The organism is Rhodovulum sp. YNF3179 (assembly GCF_050586465.1).
In the GTDB taxonomy this organism is placed as follows: Bacteria; Pseudomonadota; Alphaproteobacteria; order Rhodobacterales; family Rhodobacteraceae; genus CAJXYS01.
In genome coordinates, this window is the sequence record NZ_JBOCEG010000003.1 from 28,024 (window position 1) to 42,238 (window position 14,215).

12 protein-coding genes are annotated in these 14,215 nt (G+C 60.0%); 3 read left to right on the forward strand and 9 right to left on the reverse strand.

Annotated elements, in window-relative coordinates; genetic code table 11:
- Positions 1-323: 323 nt before the first annotated feature.
- The 7 genes from ACQ5SP_RS05445 to ACQ5SP_RS05475 form a co-directional block, all read right to left on the reverse strand.
- Positions 324-2,669, reverse strand: coding sequence for an ankyrin repeat domain-containing protein (locus ACQ5SP_RS05445; RefSeq protein ID WP_430937241.1), 2,346 nt, complete (start codon positions 2,667-2,669; stop codon positions 324-326).
- A 137-nt stretch (positions 2,670-2,806) separates the two neighbouring features.
- Complete coding sequence (locus ACQ5SP_RS05450) at positions 2,807-4,042, reverse strand: hypothetical protein (protein WP_430937243.1); 1,236 nt, start codon at positions 4,040-4,042, stop codon at positions 2,807-2,809.
- 454 nt (positions 4,043-4,496) lie between these two features.
- Positions 4,497-5,048: a hypothetical protein gene (locus ACQ5SP_RS05455; protein WP_430937245.1), complete on the reverse strand. Its 552-nt coding sequence runs from the start codon at positions 5,046-5,048 to the stop codon at positions 4,497-4,499.
- On the reverse strand, positions 5,045-5,641 hold the full coding sequence (locus ACQ5SP_RS05460; protein WP_430937247.1) for a hypothetical protein: 597 nt from the start codon (positions 5,639-5,641) through the stop codon (positions 5,045-5,047). The genes ACQ5SP_RS05455 and ACQ5SP_RS05460 overlap by 4 nt, the downstream gene beginning before the upstream one ends.
- A 571-nt stretch (positions 5,642-6,212) precedes the next feature.
- Positions 6,213-6,398 (reverse strand): helix-turn-helix transcriptional regulator, encoded by a 186-nt coding sequence (locus tag ACQ5SP_RS05465; RefSeq protein ID WP_430937249.1) that lies wholly within the window; start codon positions 6,396-6,398, stop codon positions 6,213-6,215.
- Positions 6,399-6,526: 128 nt separating this feature from the next.
- Positions 6,527-7,804: a tyrosine-type recombinase/integrase gene (locus ACQ5SP_RS05470; RefSeq protein WP_430937251.1), complete on the reverse strand. Its 1,278-nt coding sequence runs from the start codon at positions 7,802-7,804 to the stop codon at positions 6,527-6,529.
- 339 nt (positions 7,805-8,143) lie between these two features.
- Positions 8,144-8,962 (reverse strand): DUF2189 domain-containing protein, encoded by an 819-nt coding sequence (locus ACQ5SP_RS05475; RefSeq protein ID WP_430937253.1) that lies wholly within the window; start codon positions 8,960-8,962, stop codon positions 8,144-8,146.
- A 525-nt stretch (positions 8,963-9,487) separates the two neighbouring features.
- On the opposite strand from ACQ5SP_RS05475, the gene ACQ5SP_RS05480 reads away from it, so the two are divergent.
- Both ACQ5SP_RS05480 and ACQ5SP_RS05485 read left to right on the forward strand, forming a co-directional pair.
- Positions 9,488-9,715, forward strand: coding sequence for a hypothetical protein (locus ACQ5SP_RS05480; RefSeq protein WP_430937255.1), 228 nt, complete (start codon positions 9,488-9,490; stop codon positions 9,713-9,715).
- Positions 9,716-9,940: 225 nt separating this feature from the next.
- Positions 9,941-10,774, forward strand: a complete 834-nt coding sequence (locus ACQ5SP_RS05485) for a DMT family transporter (protein ID WP_430937257.1) — start codon at positions 9,941-9,943, stop codon at positions 10,772-10,774.
- A 110-nt stretch (positions 10,775-10,884) separates the two neighbouring features.
- Here the strand turns inward: ACQ5SP_RS05485 and ACQ5SP_RS05490 are convergent, their stop codons facing one another.
- Together ACQ5SP_RS05490 and ACQ5SP_RS05495 are read right to left on the reverse strand one after the other, a co-directional pair.
- Positions 10,885-11,850, reverse strand: coding sequence for an NAD(P)-dependent oxidoreductase (locus ACQ5SP_RS05490; protein ID WP_430937259.1), 966 nt, complete (start codon positions 11,848-11,850; stop codon positions 10,885-10,887).
- Positions 11,851-12,028: 178 nt separating this feature from the next.
- A complete protein-coding gene (locus tag ACQ5SP_RS05495) occupies positions 12,029-13,159 on the reverse strand; it encodes a TauD/TfdA family dioxygenase (protein WP_430937261.1) in 1,131 nt (376 codons plus the stop codon).
- 109 nt (positions 13,160-13,268) lie between these two features.
- Between ACQ5SP_RS05495 and ACQ5SP_RS05500 the strand changes: the two genes are divergently transcribed.
- The gene (locus ACQ5SP_RS05500) at positions 13,269-14,201 is read left to right on the forward strand and encodes a LysR substrate-binding domain-containing protein (RefSeq protein ID WP_430937263.1); all 933 of its coding nucleotides are present in this window, start codon (positions 13,269-13,271) and stop codon (positions 14,199-14,201) included.
- Positions 14,202-14,215 lie beyond the last annotated feature (14 nt).

Sequence of the window (14,215 nt, forward strand, 5' to 3'; positions counted from 1 at the left end):
CGGATAGCCGACTGTGATGCGGTAGCCTTTGCATCATAATTCACACAGTAAGTATTTCCTTCAATGCGACCATCGTGATGCGCCGTCAGTCATTGAGGCAACCATCGGTCATTCGCACCTCAGCCGGGCTAATGCACCCAGTAAGTAACGCAGCCTAACCGCACTGCCGCTCCGTTCGCCGTGTCTGTAATTCGGATGGGCCCTACCGGAGTTGGCGCCACCTCTAGCTCCGTGCATCCGACAGACGTGCCAGCCCCTCACAGCCGGGTTTTTGCACCACTTTCCCGATCATATCTTTGAGCGCACTTAAATTTCGCAAATTTCTAACGTAAGTAAAAATTCGTATACTCTTTATCTACCAAAACTTTTTTTAGACCGAAATAGGTTTCTTTTTGGCTGTGAGTCAGTTTTAGCAGATAGTTTTCATGCCTACTATTGAAAATATTGAAAGCGCACTCTTTTCTCTCTACTGACTGACTTTTATGAATATTGAAGCTTAAATAGAATCTAGAAACAGTCCCAAGATAACCAGGAAGATCCGATGATATAGAAACATGAAAAAAATCAGAATTTTTACCTTCAATAAACATGAAGTCAAAATATGATGAAAGCGAAATTTTACCATGTCTCCACCGTTGTTTAAAAGACCAACCAAGCGGAGTGATTTTGTTAAGGTTATTGCGCTTCAAATTATCATAAGAATACTCATCCAGTAAGTTCCAATAAGCATCCTGCAGATAAGTACAGTATTGATCAATCGCGTTTATTGTGCCCGAGCCGGAAATGCCATCAATAGCGCCAGCATAATATCCCCGCTTTTTTAGAGCTTTCTGTAGGCTTGCAATAGTGTTTTTCTTGCCGCGCCATTCAATTCTTGGCAACATTGGTGGCGGAAGATATCTTAGAGCTTCAAATTTTTTTTCCGCTATAAGTGCGTCGACAAGGTGTATATCGCGATATACAAGGATCCTCTGATCGATTATCTTCTCAGACTTACCTTCGGCTTTTTCAAGAATAAGCTTGTCCAGTTTCTGAGCAATTTGTAGGAAGTCCTTATATTCGCAACTGAGGAATGACGCCCAATGCAATCCAATCCCTTCATTAGACTTAACCTTCCCAACTGCATATAAATTGACCTTACGTATTGCCTGACTAGCCCTTTCAATTGAGGAACGGCTGTATTCCCAAAATGGAACCTGATATACATCGCTAAAATCTCCGGCAATCAATCTATCTATGAAAATTGACGGGAGAGCGCATGCTTTAGTCTTGAGTGCAGTAAAGAACAGGCCATTAAGGCCTCGCTGCCTGGGTATTTCAAAAAGATTAAAATAGTATATGGCATCTAAGCTCGTAAAAATATTTCCACTAAGCGACAGGCCTCCAATTTTAAATGATCGGTCTTGATATTTCCGCTTACTTAAAATCAGCGCATAGTTTTCACGTAGCTTATTAAATTGGCGCTCAAACTCATTGCTTGTTCTAATAATACTAAGAAAATCATCCGATTCCGAAAGCATGTGGACCAAAAGAGAAATTGCATTGTGTTTTTCTGGGCTTTCAGCTGTACTATTATTTTCTGTTGACGCTATTTTTAATAAGTACGATAGTATTCTTTTATGTGCGCCACGGTTTTCACCTTTGCCTTTATACTCGGACAAAATTTGTTCAGCGGGGTTTGAAGAGGGCATAAAGGGGCGACGCGCAAGAATTTCGTCCAATTTGTCCTCGACGCTAACGGGCTGGAGCGCCTCGAGTTGCGCAACGTTCAATCCGAGTTGCCGGGCAAGATCTGCAGGAGCGACGGCATCGCTCTCGAGTCTCTTTGGTTCCGCACCACCGGAGAGCAGAGCGTTTACGAGGTCGACGTCTTGCGCTGAAATCGCGGCGATAAGCGCACGGGGTTGCTTGTCAGAAGGACTGAAGTCCGGATCAGCACCGGCTGCCAGCAGTGCATCGACGGCATCTATGCTCTCCGCGCCGACGACAGCCGCAAGTAGCGGTGTTATCCCGTCCGGGGTAACAACATCCAAGGCGGCACTACCCTCGATAAGCAGCTCTATAATTGCGAGGTCACCTTGCAGCGATGCGATAACGATTACTGGCCATCCCTGCTCGTCAGTGGCATTCGGGTCCGCTCCCGCTTGCAGGGCTTCTCCAACAGCCTGGGCGTCCCGCGCGGAAGCCGCGTCAATTAACAGCAGGTCGGGGTTCTCGACCGCATTTGCGGGGCTTCCAGCCACGTCTTGCTGATCCACGGCAGACAGGAATTCTTCTGCTTCCAGTGACATCGCGACGTCGAGAGCAGTTATCCCGTCGTCGTTCGGTATCGCCGGATCAGCCCCGAGCGCCAGCAAATCAACCGCCAGATCCTCGTAGCCGGACACCAGCGCAATCGCGACCGCCGTCCATCCGCCATCCAGGTCTCCATTGAGGGCCGCGCCCGAGGAAATCAGCGCCTCGATTGCCTCAGCATCACCTCTGCTCGCCGCAAATCCAAGAAGACGCTGCAATGCCTGCGCCTCAAGCTGGTCAGAGCTTTCGGTAAGTTCCGTCGAGAAAGCCTCAGTATCCCCCTGGGCAATGAGGTCCGCCAAATCCTCCTCGCTCGCGGCCCAGGCAGACGGCGCGAGAAAAAAAATAACAGAGGCAAGCAAAAACCTATTCATCAGAATTCATCCACGAAAAGACAAAAAAATCCATTTGGAAAAATCTCTCTTACCCTTCAATTTAAGGCTTAAGCCTCAAGGGAGATAACCTCCAGCTTTAGGAAAAGACCTTAGTGCCGGCACTCCTTCTGAAATCACTATCCTCCGGGTATCCCACAGGCATATTCCCCGGTACATTGACTATCAATTGGCCGCTTCCCCTGTAATTGCTGCTGCCGCTGTACCTGCTGAATAGCTTGGTTGTACGCATTCATGGTGTTTGTATAGAGCCACTCGTTGAATCCACAGCCCATGGCTCCACAGGAAGATGTTGGCGTGGGCGGGTCAAAGCTCTGCACTTGCCTCTGTGCACGCTGAGCCTGGCGCTGTGCACGCTGCTGCGCCTGGCGTTGTGCGCGTTGCCGGGCAATCTGCGCCTGGCGCGCTGCTTCCGCCTGCCGTCGAGCCTGAGCCGCGCGCGCGGCAGCGGCCATTACCGCAGCATTCTCGGACTTGCGCGCAGCCGTGGCGGCTTCGATCTGCCTTACGATGTCGTCAAACGTCGCCTCCGCGTCACCTTGACCAGAGACCGCTCCAAAATCGCCCGATCCGGACTTAACTCGGCTCTCGATGCGCGCAAATTCCGCTTCAAAATCCTTCATCCCCGGCGACCATTGTGCTTCCCTTGGCTTGCTGTCGAAGTCCTCGTAAGCCTTGTCAAACCGGCCCTGCGCATCGTCAATTACCCCCTGAAGACGCCGAAGGTTATTTCGTACAAGGTTCCGACTTAAACGATTGCTCCGGAGGGCAAAGTCCGACGCCTCGGAGGCAAGTCCGAAAATCGAATCCTTGCGCGAGCGCCAGCCAGCGCGCTTATCGGCGACGTTCTTTAGGTTTGCACCAAAGAGTTGACCGCGCTCGAGACGCTTCCGGAAATCATTGTAGCTGTCATAAGCATTGCGCAGGCCTGCGGGTGCATTACCCCTTATCGATCTCCGTGTAACTTCCGTTGCCGATTTCTTGGCAGCCCGCTTTACTTTAAGCAGGGCGCTCGCCCGTTCTCGGCAGATCTTGGTCTCCTCATAAAATCTCTCTTGTGCGCAGAGCTTCGCCTTGGCCGCGCCTTCACACACGGAGCGAATTGTCCCCTCATAACGCCCACACGCTCTAAAAGAAGCGATAGTCGCCCCAGATCGGTTTCTGCGTGCGCAGGATTCGTACGCGTCCATGTAGAAATTTGAAGCTTCAAGCAGTTTGCTACTGAGCTGAGCACAATCCTGAAGGGTCGGGGCGATCGGGGACTTTGGTAGACGGATGCCTTCGAAGCTTTGTGCTGAGGCCATGCCCGCTGATACCCAAACCAGAAGAATGGCCATAAGGATACGAGCGCCCATTGTGGCCTCCTATTAGGCGGCACCGGCCCAATTCCCTTAAAAAAAGGACTGACGATTACACGGTACCGCGAATCAGTGTGCCCGGTCAAAGTTTGGAGCGGAAGCGTTCGGCACGTACAGAGCATTGCATGCAGCGTGTCCTTTGTGCCCCGCGATGCTGTGACCGCAAATCATTGAAACCATGCATTTTTTAGGAGCCGGCGTTTCTTGCAGGTCTCATTGCCCAGAAGTTTTTGCATGCCGGCCCACTGCAGCGACCAGCTTTCGTATCATTACGGCTTCGCCGCTCCGTTCGCCGTGTCTGTAATTCGGATGGGCCCTACCGGAGTTGGCGCCGCCTCCGGCGCCGTGCATCCGACAGACGTGCCAGCCCCTCACAGCCGGGTTCTTGCACCGCTTTCCCGAGCGCTTTGAAGTCGCCGTGCATCTTGGCGCGCTGTGCATGGGGTAAGCGTCACTTTTCTTCATGCCCCCGCCCCCCAGAGTGCACCTCTCCAACGATAGCCTGGCCGCCATCCTCGACCGTTACCCGCTCGACGCGCACTGTTTGCTGCCCCTTGGTGCGGTATCGCTTAAGCGTGTCCATCTGCGCCGCGTAGGTGCGGGCAAGCTTGTTGAGCGCCCGCTCTGCGGAGTCCTGCTGCGGTATCTGGTCAACGTGGGTCAGGCGTCGGGCCATCACCATGGTCACCTTGTGAACAGCCGCCATTTGCGAAATCAGTAGAGCCTCGGCTGGATCCTCTGGCTTCATGGCATCGAGGAAGCCCAGCGCGAAGTCGGTTGCCTGCTCATCGACGGTATTGCCTTGTGACCCAATGGTAGCCAGTTCGCCGATAAGCCAATCCGAGACGGCATCGTTTTCGGTAGCGGCTCGGATGCGCGCATAGTCGCCGTGGATTTCTATCGTCAGCGGCCCGCCTTTCTCCCAATCCAGGCAGGCAGTGGGCGGCTTGCGCTTGTCTGTCTCAGTGGTCGCCGATTTCGGCTTGTCGGATTTCTTTGTCATGCTTTCCTGCCTTTCGTTCCGTTGAAGAGTTGGGGCGGATTTGGCTGCTCCGTGATAGTCAAGGATGCGCCAGCCGATGCGTGCCCATTGGCGGCCCGGCGCTGCGGTTCTGACGCTCTAGGCCCATGGCTAGATGTAAGATTGGCACGGTTTTTGAGCCGGGAGTTCCGCTCTGCTTGGCCCGATTTTTGAGCCGGTTTGGCCTTGCCTGCAGGGCTTCCTTGGCTCGCTTTTTGCGCCAGGCCCGCACGATTTTTGCGCAGGGGTTCTGCATTTCGGTAATCGAGCGTTGGAGGTCTGTCATCGCATGGCAGGTGGGTGAGCCGCCATTCGGCGGCCCTCCCTTTTCCTTCGACACCAAGGCTGGGGCCACGCGTCTCTACGGTGAAGCCCAGCGCCTCCAGCTCCGCGAAGTATCGCGATACCGTGTTGCGCGTCACACTGAGGCTCTGGGCTGCTTCGCGGGTTGGCAGGTAGACCCTGCCATTGTTCCCGCCGTTGTAGCGCTTGATAAGTTCGACGTGCAGCGCCCTGGCTCCGCAGGATACGCCAAGCCGCTCCCATTCACTGATGAGCGAGTGGTCCAGCTTCACGAACTTGGGGCCACCGCGTTTCCTGCCCTTGTAGCCCTTACCCCCCATGGCGCCCCCTCCAAGTCGGGGCAGCCATCTGACGGGCAAACTCGGAAAGGTGGCGGAGGTCATCAGGAGCGCCTGAATGGCGCGTCCACAGCCGTTCGAGGGCCTCTCGGGTGGTGAAGTAGCCAAAGGCGTGCCAAGCGTTTCCCCGACACTCTAAATCGGCTCCACGGCGGCGCTGGATGATGTATTGAATTCCATCCCGACAGAGGATGAAGCGGATACTATCGCGCTGGGCCAGGACGCGCCCGTAATTGTCGGACGCTTCGCGATGAGAAGGTGCAACGAGTGTACCTTCAGGGTTGATGCTGTTCTTATCCGCCATGCGCACCTCCCCAAATGAGGGTGGCTAGCGCATTGGCTTGTGCTTCGGTCACGCCATGGAGGCGCATTAGTAACTTGATTTGAATTTGTTTCACTGCTGTTGCCTCGTTCTTGTTCCGAGGCGCGTAAGCAGGTATATTCCGAATGTCCGCCAAACCACCGAAACAACCCTCCGCCGCGCCTTTCTCGGGCGTGGCGGTTTTCATTGAATCGGTTCGGCAGTTTCTTCCCACGCTGCGATCTCGCTAAGACGCCAGCGGGCGCAGCCCGGCGACAGCTTGCGCACTCGGGGAAAGTCGGCGCGGTTGCGGTGCCAGCGCCAGATCGTTTGACGGGTGACACCGTAGCGGTGTCCGAGGTCTGTGTCGGAAAGATAGGTTTCAGCCATTAGAGCACCTGTTTGTTCAAGGTGCCCCCTATTCTGTTCACATTTTTACACCAGAAAAGGGATTTTTCTTAACTGTCCGGCGTAATTTGGAAAATAGAAAGAACCAGAGCTTGTTAATCATTTTCAACTCATGCCAGGCTCGCCAGCTTCACCACCGTATCGCCTTCCTCGCCGCGCAGGAACCTTTGCCATGCGGCCATCATCTGGCGGCGTTTCTCCAGCATGTCCGTCCGCCGGTAGGTGCGCTCGACTTCGGAACCTACCGTGTGGGCCAGCGCGATCTCGGCCATGTCGCGGGGATATTCCGTCCGCTCGGCAGTCCAGTCCCGGAAGGTGCTGCGAAGCCCGTGAGGCACCGCTGGGCGGCCATCACGCGGGTCAAGGTATCCACCCGCCCGAGCCTCGTTAATGCGCCTCATGCAAGCGGAAATCGCCATGTCCGACAACTGCCCGCCACGGGGCGCTGCGAACACGTATTCGCTGATCCGGGGCATGTTATTTATGATCTCGACACCCTCGGCAGTCAGGGGCACCCGGTGTTCCTTCCCGGCCTTCATGCGGTCGGCGGGGATCGTCCACAATCCAGCGTCCAAGTCGAACTCGTCCCACGTCGCGCCGCGAACCTCGCCGGATCGTGCGGCTGTCAGGGCCATGAACTCCAGCGCACGCGTTGCGGTGCCCGTCCGCGCCTGTAAATCGCGGAACCAGTCGGCAGCGTCAGCCAGCGCCACGGCGGGATAGTGCTTCACCTTCGCCACCTTGCCCGGCTTGGGCAGGATTGCGTCCAGGTTGCCCTTCCAGCGGGCCGGGTTGTCGCCTTCGCGGTGCCCGGACACTGTGGCCCATGCCAGCACGGCCTCGATCCGCCCGCGCAGTCGGCTGGCAGTCTCGGTCTTAGTCTGCCAGATCGGCTCCAGAACCCGCAGAACGTCGGCCACGCCAATGTCCTCCACCAGCTGGTGGCCTATGACGGGAACCGCGTAGCGATCCAGCGACGAACTCCACTGTTTCCGGTGCTTTTCGTTACGGAACTCCGTCAGCTTCGCCGCGAGGAAACGCTCCATTGCATCCTTGAACGTCAGGCCGCGCTGCTGAGCCGTTTTAAGCTGCGTCAGGGCGGCGTTGCGCTCCGCGATAGGGTCCACCCCGCGCCAGATCATGTCCAGCGCCTCCCGCGCCCTTTCTCGTGCCTGTGCAAGACTGACAGTCGGATAACCACCCAGGCCGATATGGCGGCGCTTACCGGCTATGTTTGTTCTCAGTATCCAGGAGCGGGCACCGCTTGGCGTGATCTGCAATACCAGCCCCTTCACGCCGCCAACGCTAAATACCTTGTTGTTCTTTCCGCCGGGGTGTTCCAGGCGCTTCACCTCCAAGGGCGTCAGTTCCTTCGCAAGTCTCGGCATGGTGCACCGCCTTTCCTACCTACCTTTGCAGATGGCATTGGGCGCTACAGGTTGCAACAGGTTGCGTTACATAATTCTGCCAAAGATTTATTATAGTGAGACTAATTTCGCCAAGGCGCTACAGGCTGACACAGTATTATGGCGGCCACCTCCTCCGCCAGCGCCGCCGTTGGAAGAGCCCCGCTTGAACCGGGCAGAGGGCCCCGGCTTTGGCCGACATCCCGGCAGCGCCCCTCGCGGTCCGTCAAGAGCAGTCGCGAGAGCATCCGCCGCGGGCGGGGCCGCCGTGCCCCGGACGACACGGGGACGCAACGGGTCGCGGCGATGGCGGGGCGGCTCTCATGCCTCCACGGGTGGCAAGGCCCGCTGGTAGAGATGCCAGGTGGTGTGGCCCAGGATCGGCAGGGTGAAGATCAGGCCCAGAAACGCCGGTACCAGCGACAGCAGCATCGTGACCGAGATGATCGCCGCCCAGCCGAGCATGACCACCGGGTTTTCCTGGACGACGCGAAGGGAGGTGAGCATGGCCGAGATGAAATCGACTTCCCGGTCGAGCAGCATCGGCATGGCGACCACGGTCACCGAGAACAGGACAGCCGACAGGAATGCGCCGACGCAGGAGCCGATGGCAAGGAAGGTCCAGCCCGGCGCGGTGAAGAGCACGGTGTCGAAAAACCCGCTCAGATCCGAGAACGACGAGTCTTTCAGCACGATCACCAGCACGGTTCGGAACTGGTAAAACCATACCCACAGGATGAACAGGGTGACAAAGGCCATCCAGCCCATCTCGCGCTTGCGTTGATTGGCCATGACGGTGAGGATTTCGGACCAGCCGAAACTCTCTCCCTTTTGCAGCCGGCGTGACATTTCGTAGAGCCCGGCCGCGGCGAAAGGCGCGACCAGCGGAAAGGCGATCACCGCGGGAATGATCATCCAGACCATCTTGAGCCAGACCAGGGTCCAGACGAACAGGAGTCCGAAAACCGCGTAGAAGAGTCCGAAAAAGCCGCTCATGAACGGGCGCGCCAGGAAGTCGGAAAACCCCGCCTTGAGCGAGGCGGTTATGTCATCGGCCGTCACCTTGTTGACCTCGGGTATCGAGCCCTGTTGCGGCGTCGGATCGTCCGGTGGTCCGGACGCTGGGTCCCTGGATGTCATGACATGCTCCTCCCGGTGTATGACGCCGCGCCGGTCCGTTCGCCGCAAAGGAGATTGGCGAACGGACATCCTCCTCCATGCGAAAGAGTGTATCAGGCCGGTCATAAGGGCAAGTGGGCGTGTGGCAGTTCAACCTGCCGCGCGGCCGGTCCCGCCGGGACCGTTCCCGGGGCGAAACGCTCGCGTCCTCGTGAGTTTTGCCAGACCTGTGGGTCACACAGCCGCGACGAGAGACGCAACCGCTCGACCGGCCTGTCCCGGGTCAGGCACCACGCCGTGATGGTCGCGTCATTCCGGGTTCGCCGCAGATTTTCCAGGACGGCCTGGCCCTGTGGCGTTTCCTTTTCCGTGCCGGTTTCGCGGAGCCGCCTGCACGGAAAGAAAGGCGCTCTCTTCAAGGGCAAATACGCGTGATGCCACTGAGAGGAAAACGTTATTTCGGCCCGTGGGCAGACATCCCCAGATCGGGTTCACGGCAGCACAGATCGTGCCGCTGGAAACTGAAACCCGAAAGGAGACTACATCATGAAACGGATCGCCATCCTGACTGCCCTGGCCGTCACCGCAGCTGCCGGTACCGCCTCGGCCATGAACAATTCCGACGCAATTCTTCAGTCCGAGCTGCGGGGCTACGCGGTACATGTCGACGTGACCCAGTTGACCGAGAGCGAGAAGACCGCTCTCAACCAGATCCTTCACGGGGGCGGCTCCACCCTCGAGGTTCGCAGCAAGATTGTCTCGGCGGTCAAATAATGGCGCGACGCAGCACTGATCATCCGAACGCCGGGCTGATCACGCGCCAAATCGCGAGAGGGCTGTCCCTGGTGGCGGCCCTCTTCGCGAAGTGCACCAATTTCCTGTCTGTCTCGCAATTTTCCCCCTGCCGGCAAAGTGTTGGTCTGCTCCGGGAATAAGACATAAACTCGAGACCGGTCAGAAAGGCCGCAGCCGACGGAGGCATGCATCAAGCTTTTCCCTTTGACAGTTCTCGCGATGCTGGCTTTCGCCGCCAATTCGCTTCTGAACCGCGCAGCCCTCTCCGGGGACGCGATCGGGCCGAGTGGGTTCGCCTTCATCCGCGTCGCGTCCGGGGCCTTGGTGCTGCTCGCTCTGCTCTCGCTGCGGGAGCGCTCTCTGCCCAGGCCACGGGCACCGCGGATGCCGGCCGTTCTGGGACTTGCGGCATACATGCTGTGCTTTTCGTTCGCCTATGTGTCGATCGATGCCGGTTTGGGGGCGCTGGTCCTGTTTGCAGGGGTTCAGATCACCATGTTCACGGGCGCCCTGGCCGAGGGTGAAAACCCGCCGACAAGACGATGGGCCGGTATGGCCTTGGCCCTGTCGGGCCTGGCGATACTGTCCGTTCCGACAGCGGGTGTGGCCGTGACGCCGGTTGCGCTTTTCCTGATGGTCTGTGCCGCGATCGGGTGGGGAATTTACTCGTTGATCGGGCGAAAGGTCACGGATCCGCTGGAAGCCACGGCTTGGAACTTCCTGTATTGCCTGCCCCTGGTTCTCCTGGTGCAGCCACTTTGGCCCGATACACAGGTCATGAGCCTGCAGGGCGTGTTCCTTGCGGCCGTTTCGGGCGGGGTGACGTCTGCCTTGGGATATGCCCTGTGGTACGCCGTTTTGCCGGCCTTGGGCGCGACCCGGGGCGCCCTGGCCCAGCTGTCGGTTCCGGCCATCGCGCTAGCTCTTGGTGTGCTCCTGCTCGGCGAGAGCCTCACCTGGCCGGCGGTACTGGCCGCGGGACTCATCATTGGTGGCATTGCCGTCGGCCTCGCACCCATCGGCCGGACCACTGGCTGAGCCCTGCGCGCATGGACGGCCCGGGGTGACGCCAGGATCTCCGTGTCCCTGCGGCTTCCGGCCGGTGCGCGCGTTTCGTCAATGGCCCGGGTTGCGGCGCATGGCCGGCGTCATTGGGCTGCCGTCGACGGGCGGGCCGTGCGCAGGATCTCGTAGCCTTCTTCCTCCGCCTCGTCGTCGACCAGCGTCATCGGGAACCCGTCCGCGCGGATCGCCAGGCCGGTGGCCTCCTCGAGCCGCTCGATGATGCGGTCGGACTGCGCGCGGTCGCCGCAGCGCCGCTGGCCGTCGGCCATGATCTCGATGAGCATCGGCGAAAACTCCAGCGGCACGCCGCCCGTGTCGGCGAGTTTCTGGAACAATCCGATATCCTTCATGATGAGATCCATGGTGAAGTTCACGTCACGTGATCCCGACAGGATCAACTGGCTCTCGGTTTCGTGGACGAAGGAGGTGCCCGAGCTGATGCGGATCGCCTCGTAGGTGGTCGCAAGGTCGAGCCCCGCGGCCTTCATCGTCGTCAGCGCCTCGCAGAGCGCGACGAGGTGCACCGTGGCGAGGTAGTTCGTCATCACCTTCAGCTTCGAGGCGGTGCCAAGCTCGCCGGTGTGCAGGATGCGGCGGCCGAGATGCTTCAGCAGGGGCATCACCGCCTCCACGGCGCTGCGGGGTCCGCCCGCGAAGATCGAAATGTTGCCGGTGGCCGCGCGGTGGCATCCGCCCGAGACCGGGCATTCCACCGCCACGCCGCCGGTCGCGGCGACCTCCGCACCGATCCGCAGGACCTCTTCGGCATCGGTCGTGGACATCTCCATCCAGATCTTGCCCGGCCCCATCTCGGGCAGCATCTCGTCCATCACGGCCGCAGAGGCCGCGGGAGAAGGCAGGCAGGTAATGACCACGTCGCAGTCCCGCATCATCGCCGCGGGGGTGCCGCCGTCTTCGGCGCCGCGCGCCACGAAAGCCGCCACCAGCTGGGGATCCAGGTCATGCACCCGCAGCGCGTTCCCGTTGCGGAGCAAGCTCCCGGCCAGTTTGCCGCCAACATTGCCCAATCCGATGAAGCCTGCCTTCATGTGTCTCTCCTTGCCCGGCGCGCGTCCACGGTCCCATCCTTGCCGGATTCGTATCGATCGCGATAGTCCGGCCCGTCCCGATCGCGCATCGGTCCGGGATCGGCGAAACGCGCCCGCGTCATCGATGATGATCTCGCGCCCCGGCCGCGGCGCGGGCGCCGCGCCGGGGACGTGTCTTTCAGTGGAACCGCCCCTCCGACACGAGTGCACGGTAAAGCCCGCGAAGCTCGCCCCGGTCGGTATAGGTGCCGCGCAGGTGGCGTTCGCCGCTGGTGGCGGCATAGGCCGCGCGGCCATGCACGATCCGGTGATTGTCGAAGCAGATGCATTCACCGGCCCGAAGGGTGAAGCGCATCACGTATTTCTCGTCCTGCAACATCCGTCCGAACTTCACGAAGGCCGGGTAATAGCGGTCCATCAGCCGCTGCGGCAGATCGAAGATGTCGGCCATGTGCTGGCTGATGGTGACGCCCGAGACCGCGCCGTTATGGTCAAGCTCGATCACCCGCTGGCGGGCGCGCATGTCGATGCCGTCATGCTCCTTGTAAAAGGGTATCTCGGTCTCGCTGAGCAGGCGGAAGGCCTCCGGGTCGTCCTCGCGCAGGTCGTTGGCGACGGCGGTTCCATCGAGAAAGAGGTTCAGGCCGCCCGCGACGCTGTTGCGCCGGCAGTGCAGGTACTGGATGCCGGGCGCGAGTTCCTCGGCCGGAACATCGGTGTGGAGTTCCAGCGCCTTGGAGGTATAGGCGAGGTTCGTCGGCTTCACATGGGTGCGCACGTCGAAATAGGCGCCGAAGAAGCTGGGCCGGATCGTCCCGAGAAGCCCGGCCGTTCGGGTCAGCGCCGCGTCGGTGTCAGGCATGTCGCCGATGATCGCCACGCCCTCGACCAACAGCGCCTCCATCAGGCGCCGCCGTTCCGCGGGATCCTCGTGCAGGGTCGGATGCGCCACACGGGTGAGGTCCGGATAATGATCGGCGAACCACGGCCGGCGCGGCAGGTCGGCGGGATCATGGCGGCGTTCGCCGGCGGCGTAGGCGGCCAGCATCGCGAGCGGATAGCGCGAGACATGGTGCTCGCCCGCCCAGTGCACCACCAGCGCGTCCTCGTCGATATGCGCCTCGGCAGGACGCGGCGTGGTCGCATGGTGGAATATGTCGAAGGTGCGCTCGCGCGTTTCCGCGTCGAAGGAGCTGGGGCAGTTGTCACGAAGCCACCATGCGTTGAAATAACCTCGGCGGCCGTCGGGCAGGGCCACGGTCAACCCGTCCTCTTCCAACGTCACCGGGTCGATCTGCGTGCCGTCCATGACTGAATCCCCCTTCGTGGCAGGCCTCATCGATGGATACGCTAATCGGCCCGGGGGCCGCCGCGATACGGCGATTGCGCTAAAGAAAGTATTAGATGATGGTTATGCTATGGATCGCGATTTGCCGCCCCTCCGCCTGCTGACCGCCTTTGCCGCGGTGGTCCGGTCCGGCTCCGTGCAGGCGGCGGCCGCGGAACTCAACGTGACCCAGCCCGCGATCAGCCAGTCGGTGCGCAAGCTCGAGGATCACATAGGCCTCCCGCTGCTCGACCGGGGCAGCCGGCCGGCGCGGCCGACCGAGGCGGGATACGCGCTGGCCGCAACGACGGCTGAAAGCCTTTCACGGATCGCCGATCTGCTCGACACGCTCCGGCAGGCGGAGTCCGAGCGGGCCAAGACGGTCACGGTGGCCTGTTCGGTGGGCGTGGCGACCTATTGGCTCATGCCGCGCCTGTCGGCGTTTTACCGCGCCCATCCCGACCTTCTGGTGAACGTGGTGACGACGCAGTCCGGCGTGCCCGCGCTGGTGGATGGGATCGACCTGGCGATCCGGTACGGTCACGGCCGCTGGAACGACGGAGTTCTGCATCATCTCTTCGACGAGGTCGTCGAACCGGTCTGCGCCCCCTCGGTCAGGTCCCGGTTCGGCTCAGAGGTTCCGCCCGCCGCCGTGTCGCTTCTGCATGTCCGGTCGGCGGAGACGTCCTGGCTGACATGGCCGGATTATTTCGCCGGTACCGGGCGGCCCGTCGTCCGGGGGGGCGGCCAGACCTTCACCAATTACGTCCAGACGACGCAGGCCGCGCTCGAGGGGCACGGGATGATGCTGGGCTGGCGGTCGATCACCGGGGAGCTGGTCGCGTCGGGCGCGCTGGTGTCGGCGGGGCTTCCCGTCGTCGTCCCGCGCAACGCCTTCCACCTCGCGCAGCGCAACAAGAAGACCGGCGAGGCGACCGAGAAGTTCGCCCGGTGGCTGCTGGCCCATGCGCGGGCCGATTACGGATCCCGGGCAAAGGGCGCCATCGCGGCCGACACGCCCTGAGAGGGGGTGCGCGC

Bases quoted from the DNA above. Each gene is read 5' to 3' on its own strand.
- ACQ5SP_RS05445 (WP_430937241.1), bottom strand. From the start codon at position 2,669: ATGAATAGGTTTTTGCTTGCCTCTGTTATTTTTTTTCTCGCGCCGTCT.
- ACQ5SP_RS05450 (WP_430937243.1), bottom strand. From the start codon at position 4,042: ATGGGCGCTCGTATCCTTATGGCCATTCTTCTGGTTTGGGTATCAGCG.
- ACQ5SP_RS05495 (WP_430937261.1), bottom strand. From the start codon at position 13,159: ATGGACGGCACGCAGATCGACCCGGTGACGTTGGAAGAGGACGGGTTG.
- ACQ5SP_RS05480 (WP_430937255.1), top strand. From the start codon at position 9,488: ATGAAACGGATCGCCATCCTGACTGCCCTGGCCGTCACCGCAGCTGCC.
- ACQ5SP_RS05490 (WP_430937259.1), bottom strand. From the start codon at position 11,850: ATGAAGGCAGGCTTCATCGGATTGGGCAATGTTGGCGGCAAACTGGCC.
- ACQ5SP_RS05465 (WP_430937249.1), bottom strand. From the start codon at position 6,398: ATGGCTGAAACCTATCTTTCCGACACAGACCTCGGACACCGCTACGGT.
- ACQ5SP_RS05475 (WP_430937253.1), bottom strand. From the start codon at position 8,962: ATGACATCCAGGGACCCAGCGTCCGGACCACCGGACGATCCGACGCCG.
- ACQ5SP_RS05500 (WP_430937263.1), top strand. From the start codon at position 13,269: ATGGATCGCGATTTGCCGCCCCTCCGCCTGCTGACCGCCTTTGCCGCG.
- ACQ5SP_RS05455 (WP_430937245.1), bottom strand. From the start codon at position 5,048: ATGACAAAGAAATCCGACAAGCCGAAATCGGCGACCACTGAGACAGAC.
- ACQ5SP_RS05470 (WP_430937251.1), bottom strand. From the start codon at position 7,804: ATGCCGAGACTTGCGAAGGAACTGACGCCCTTGGAGGTGAAGCGCCTG.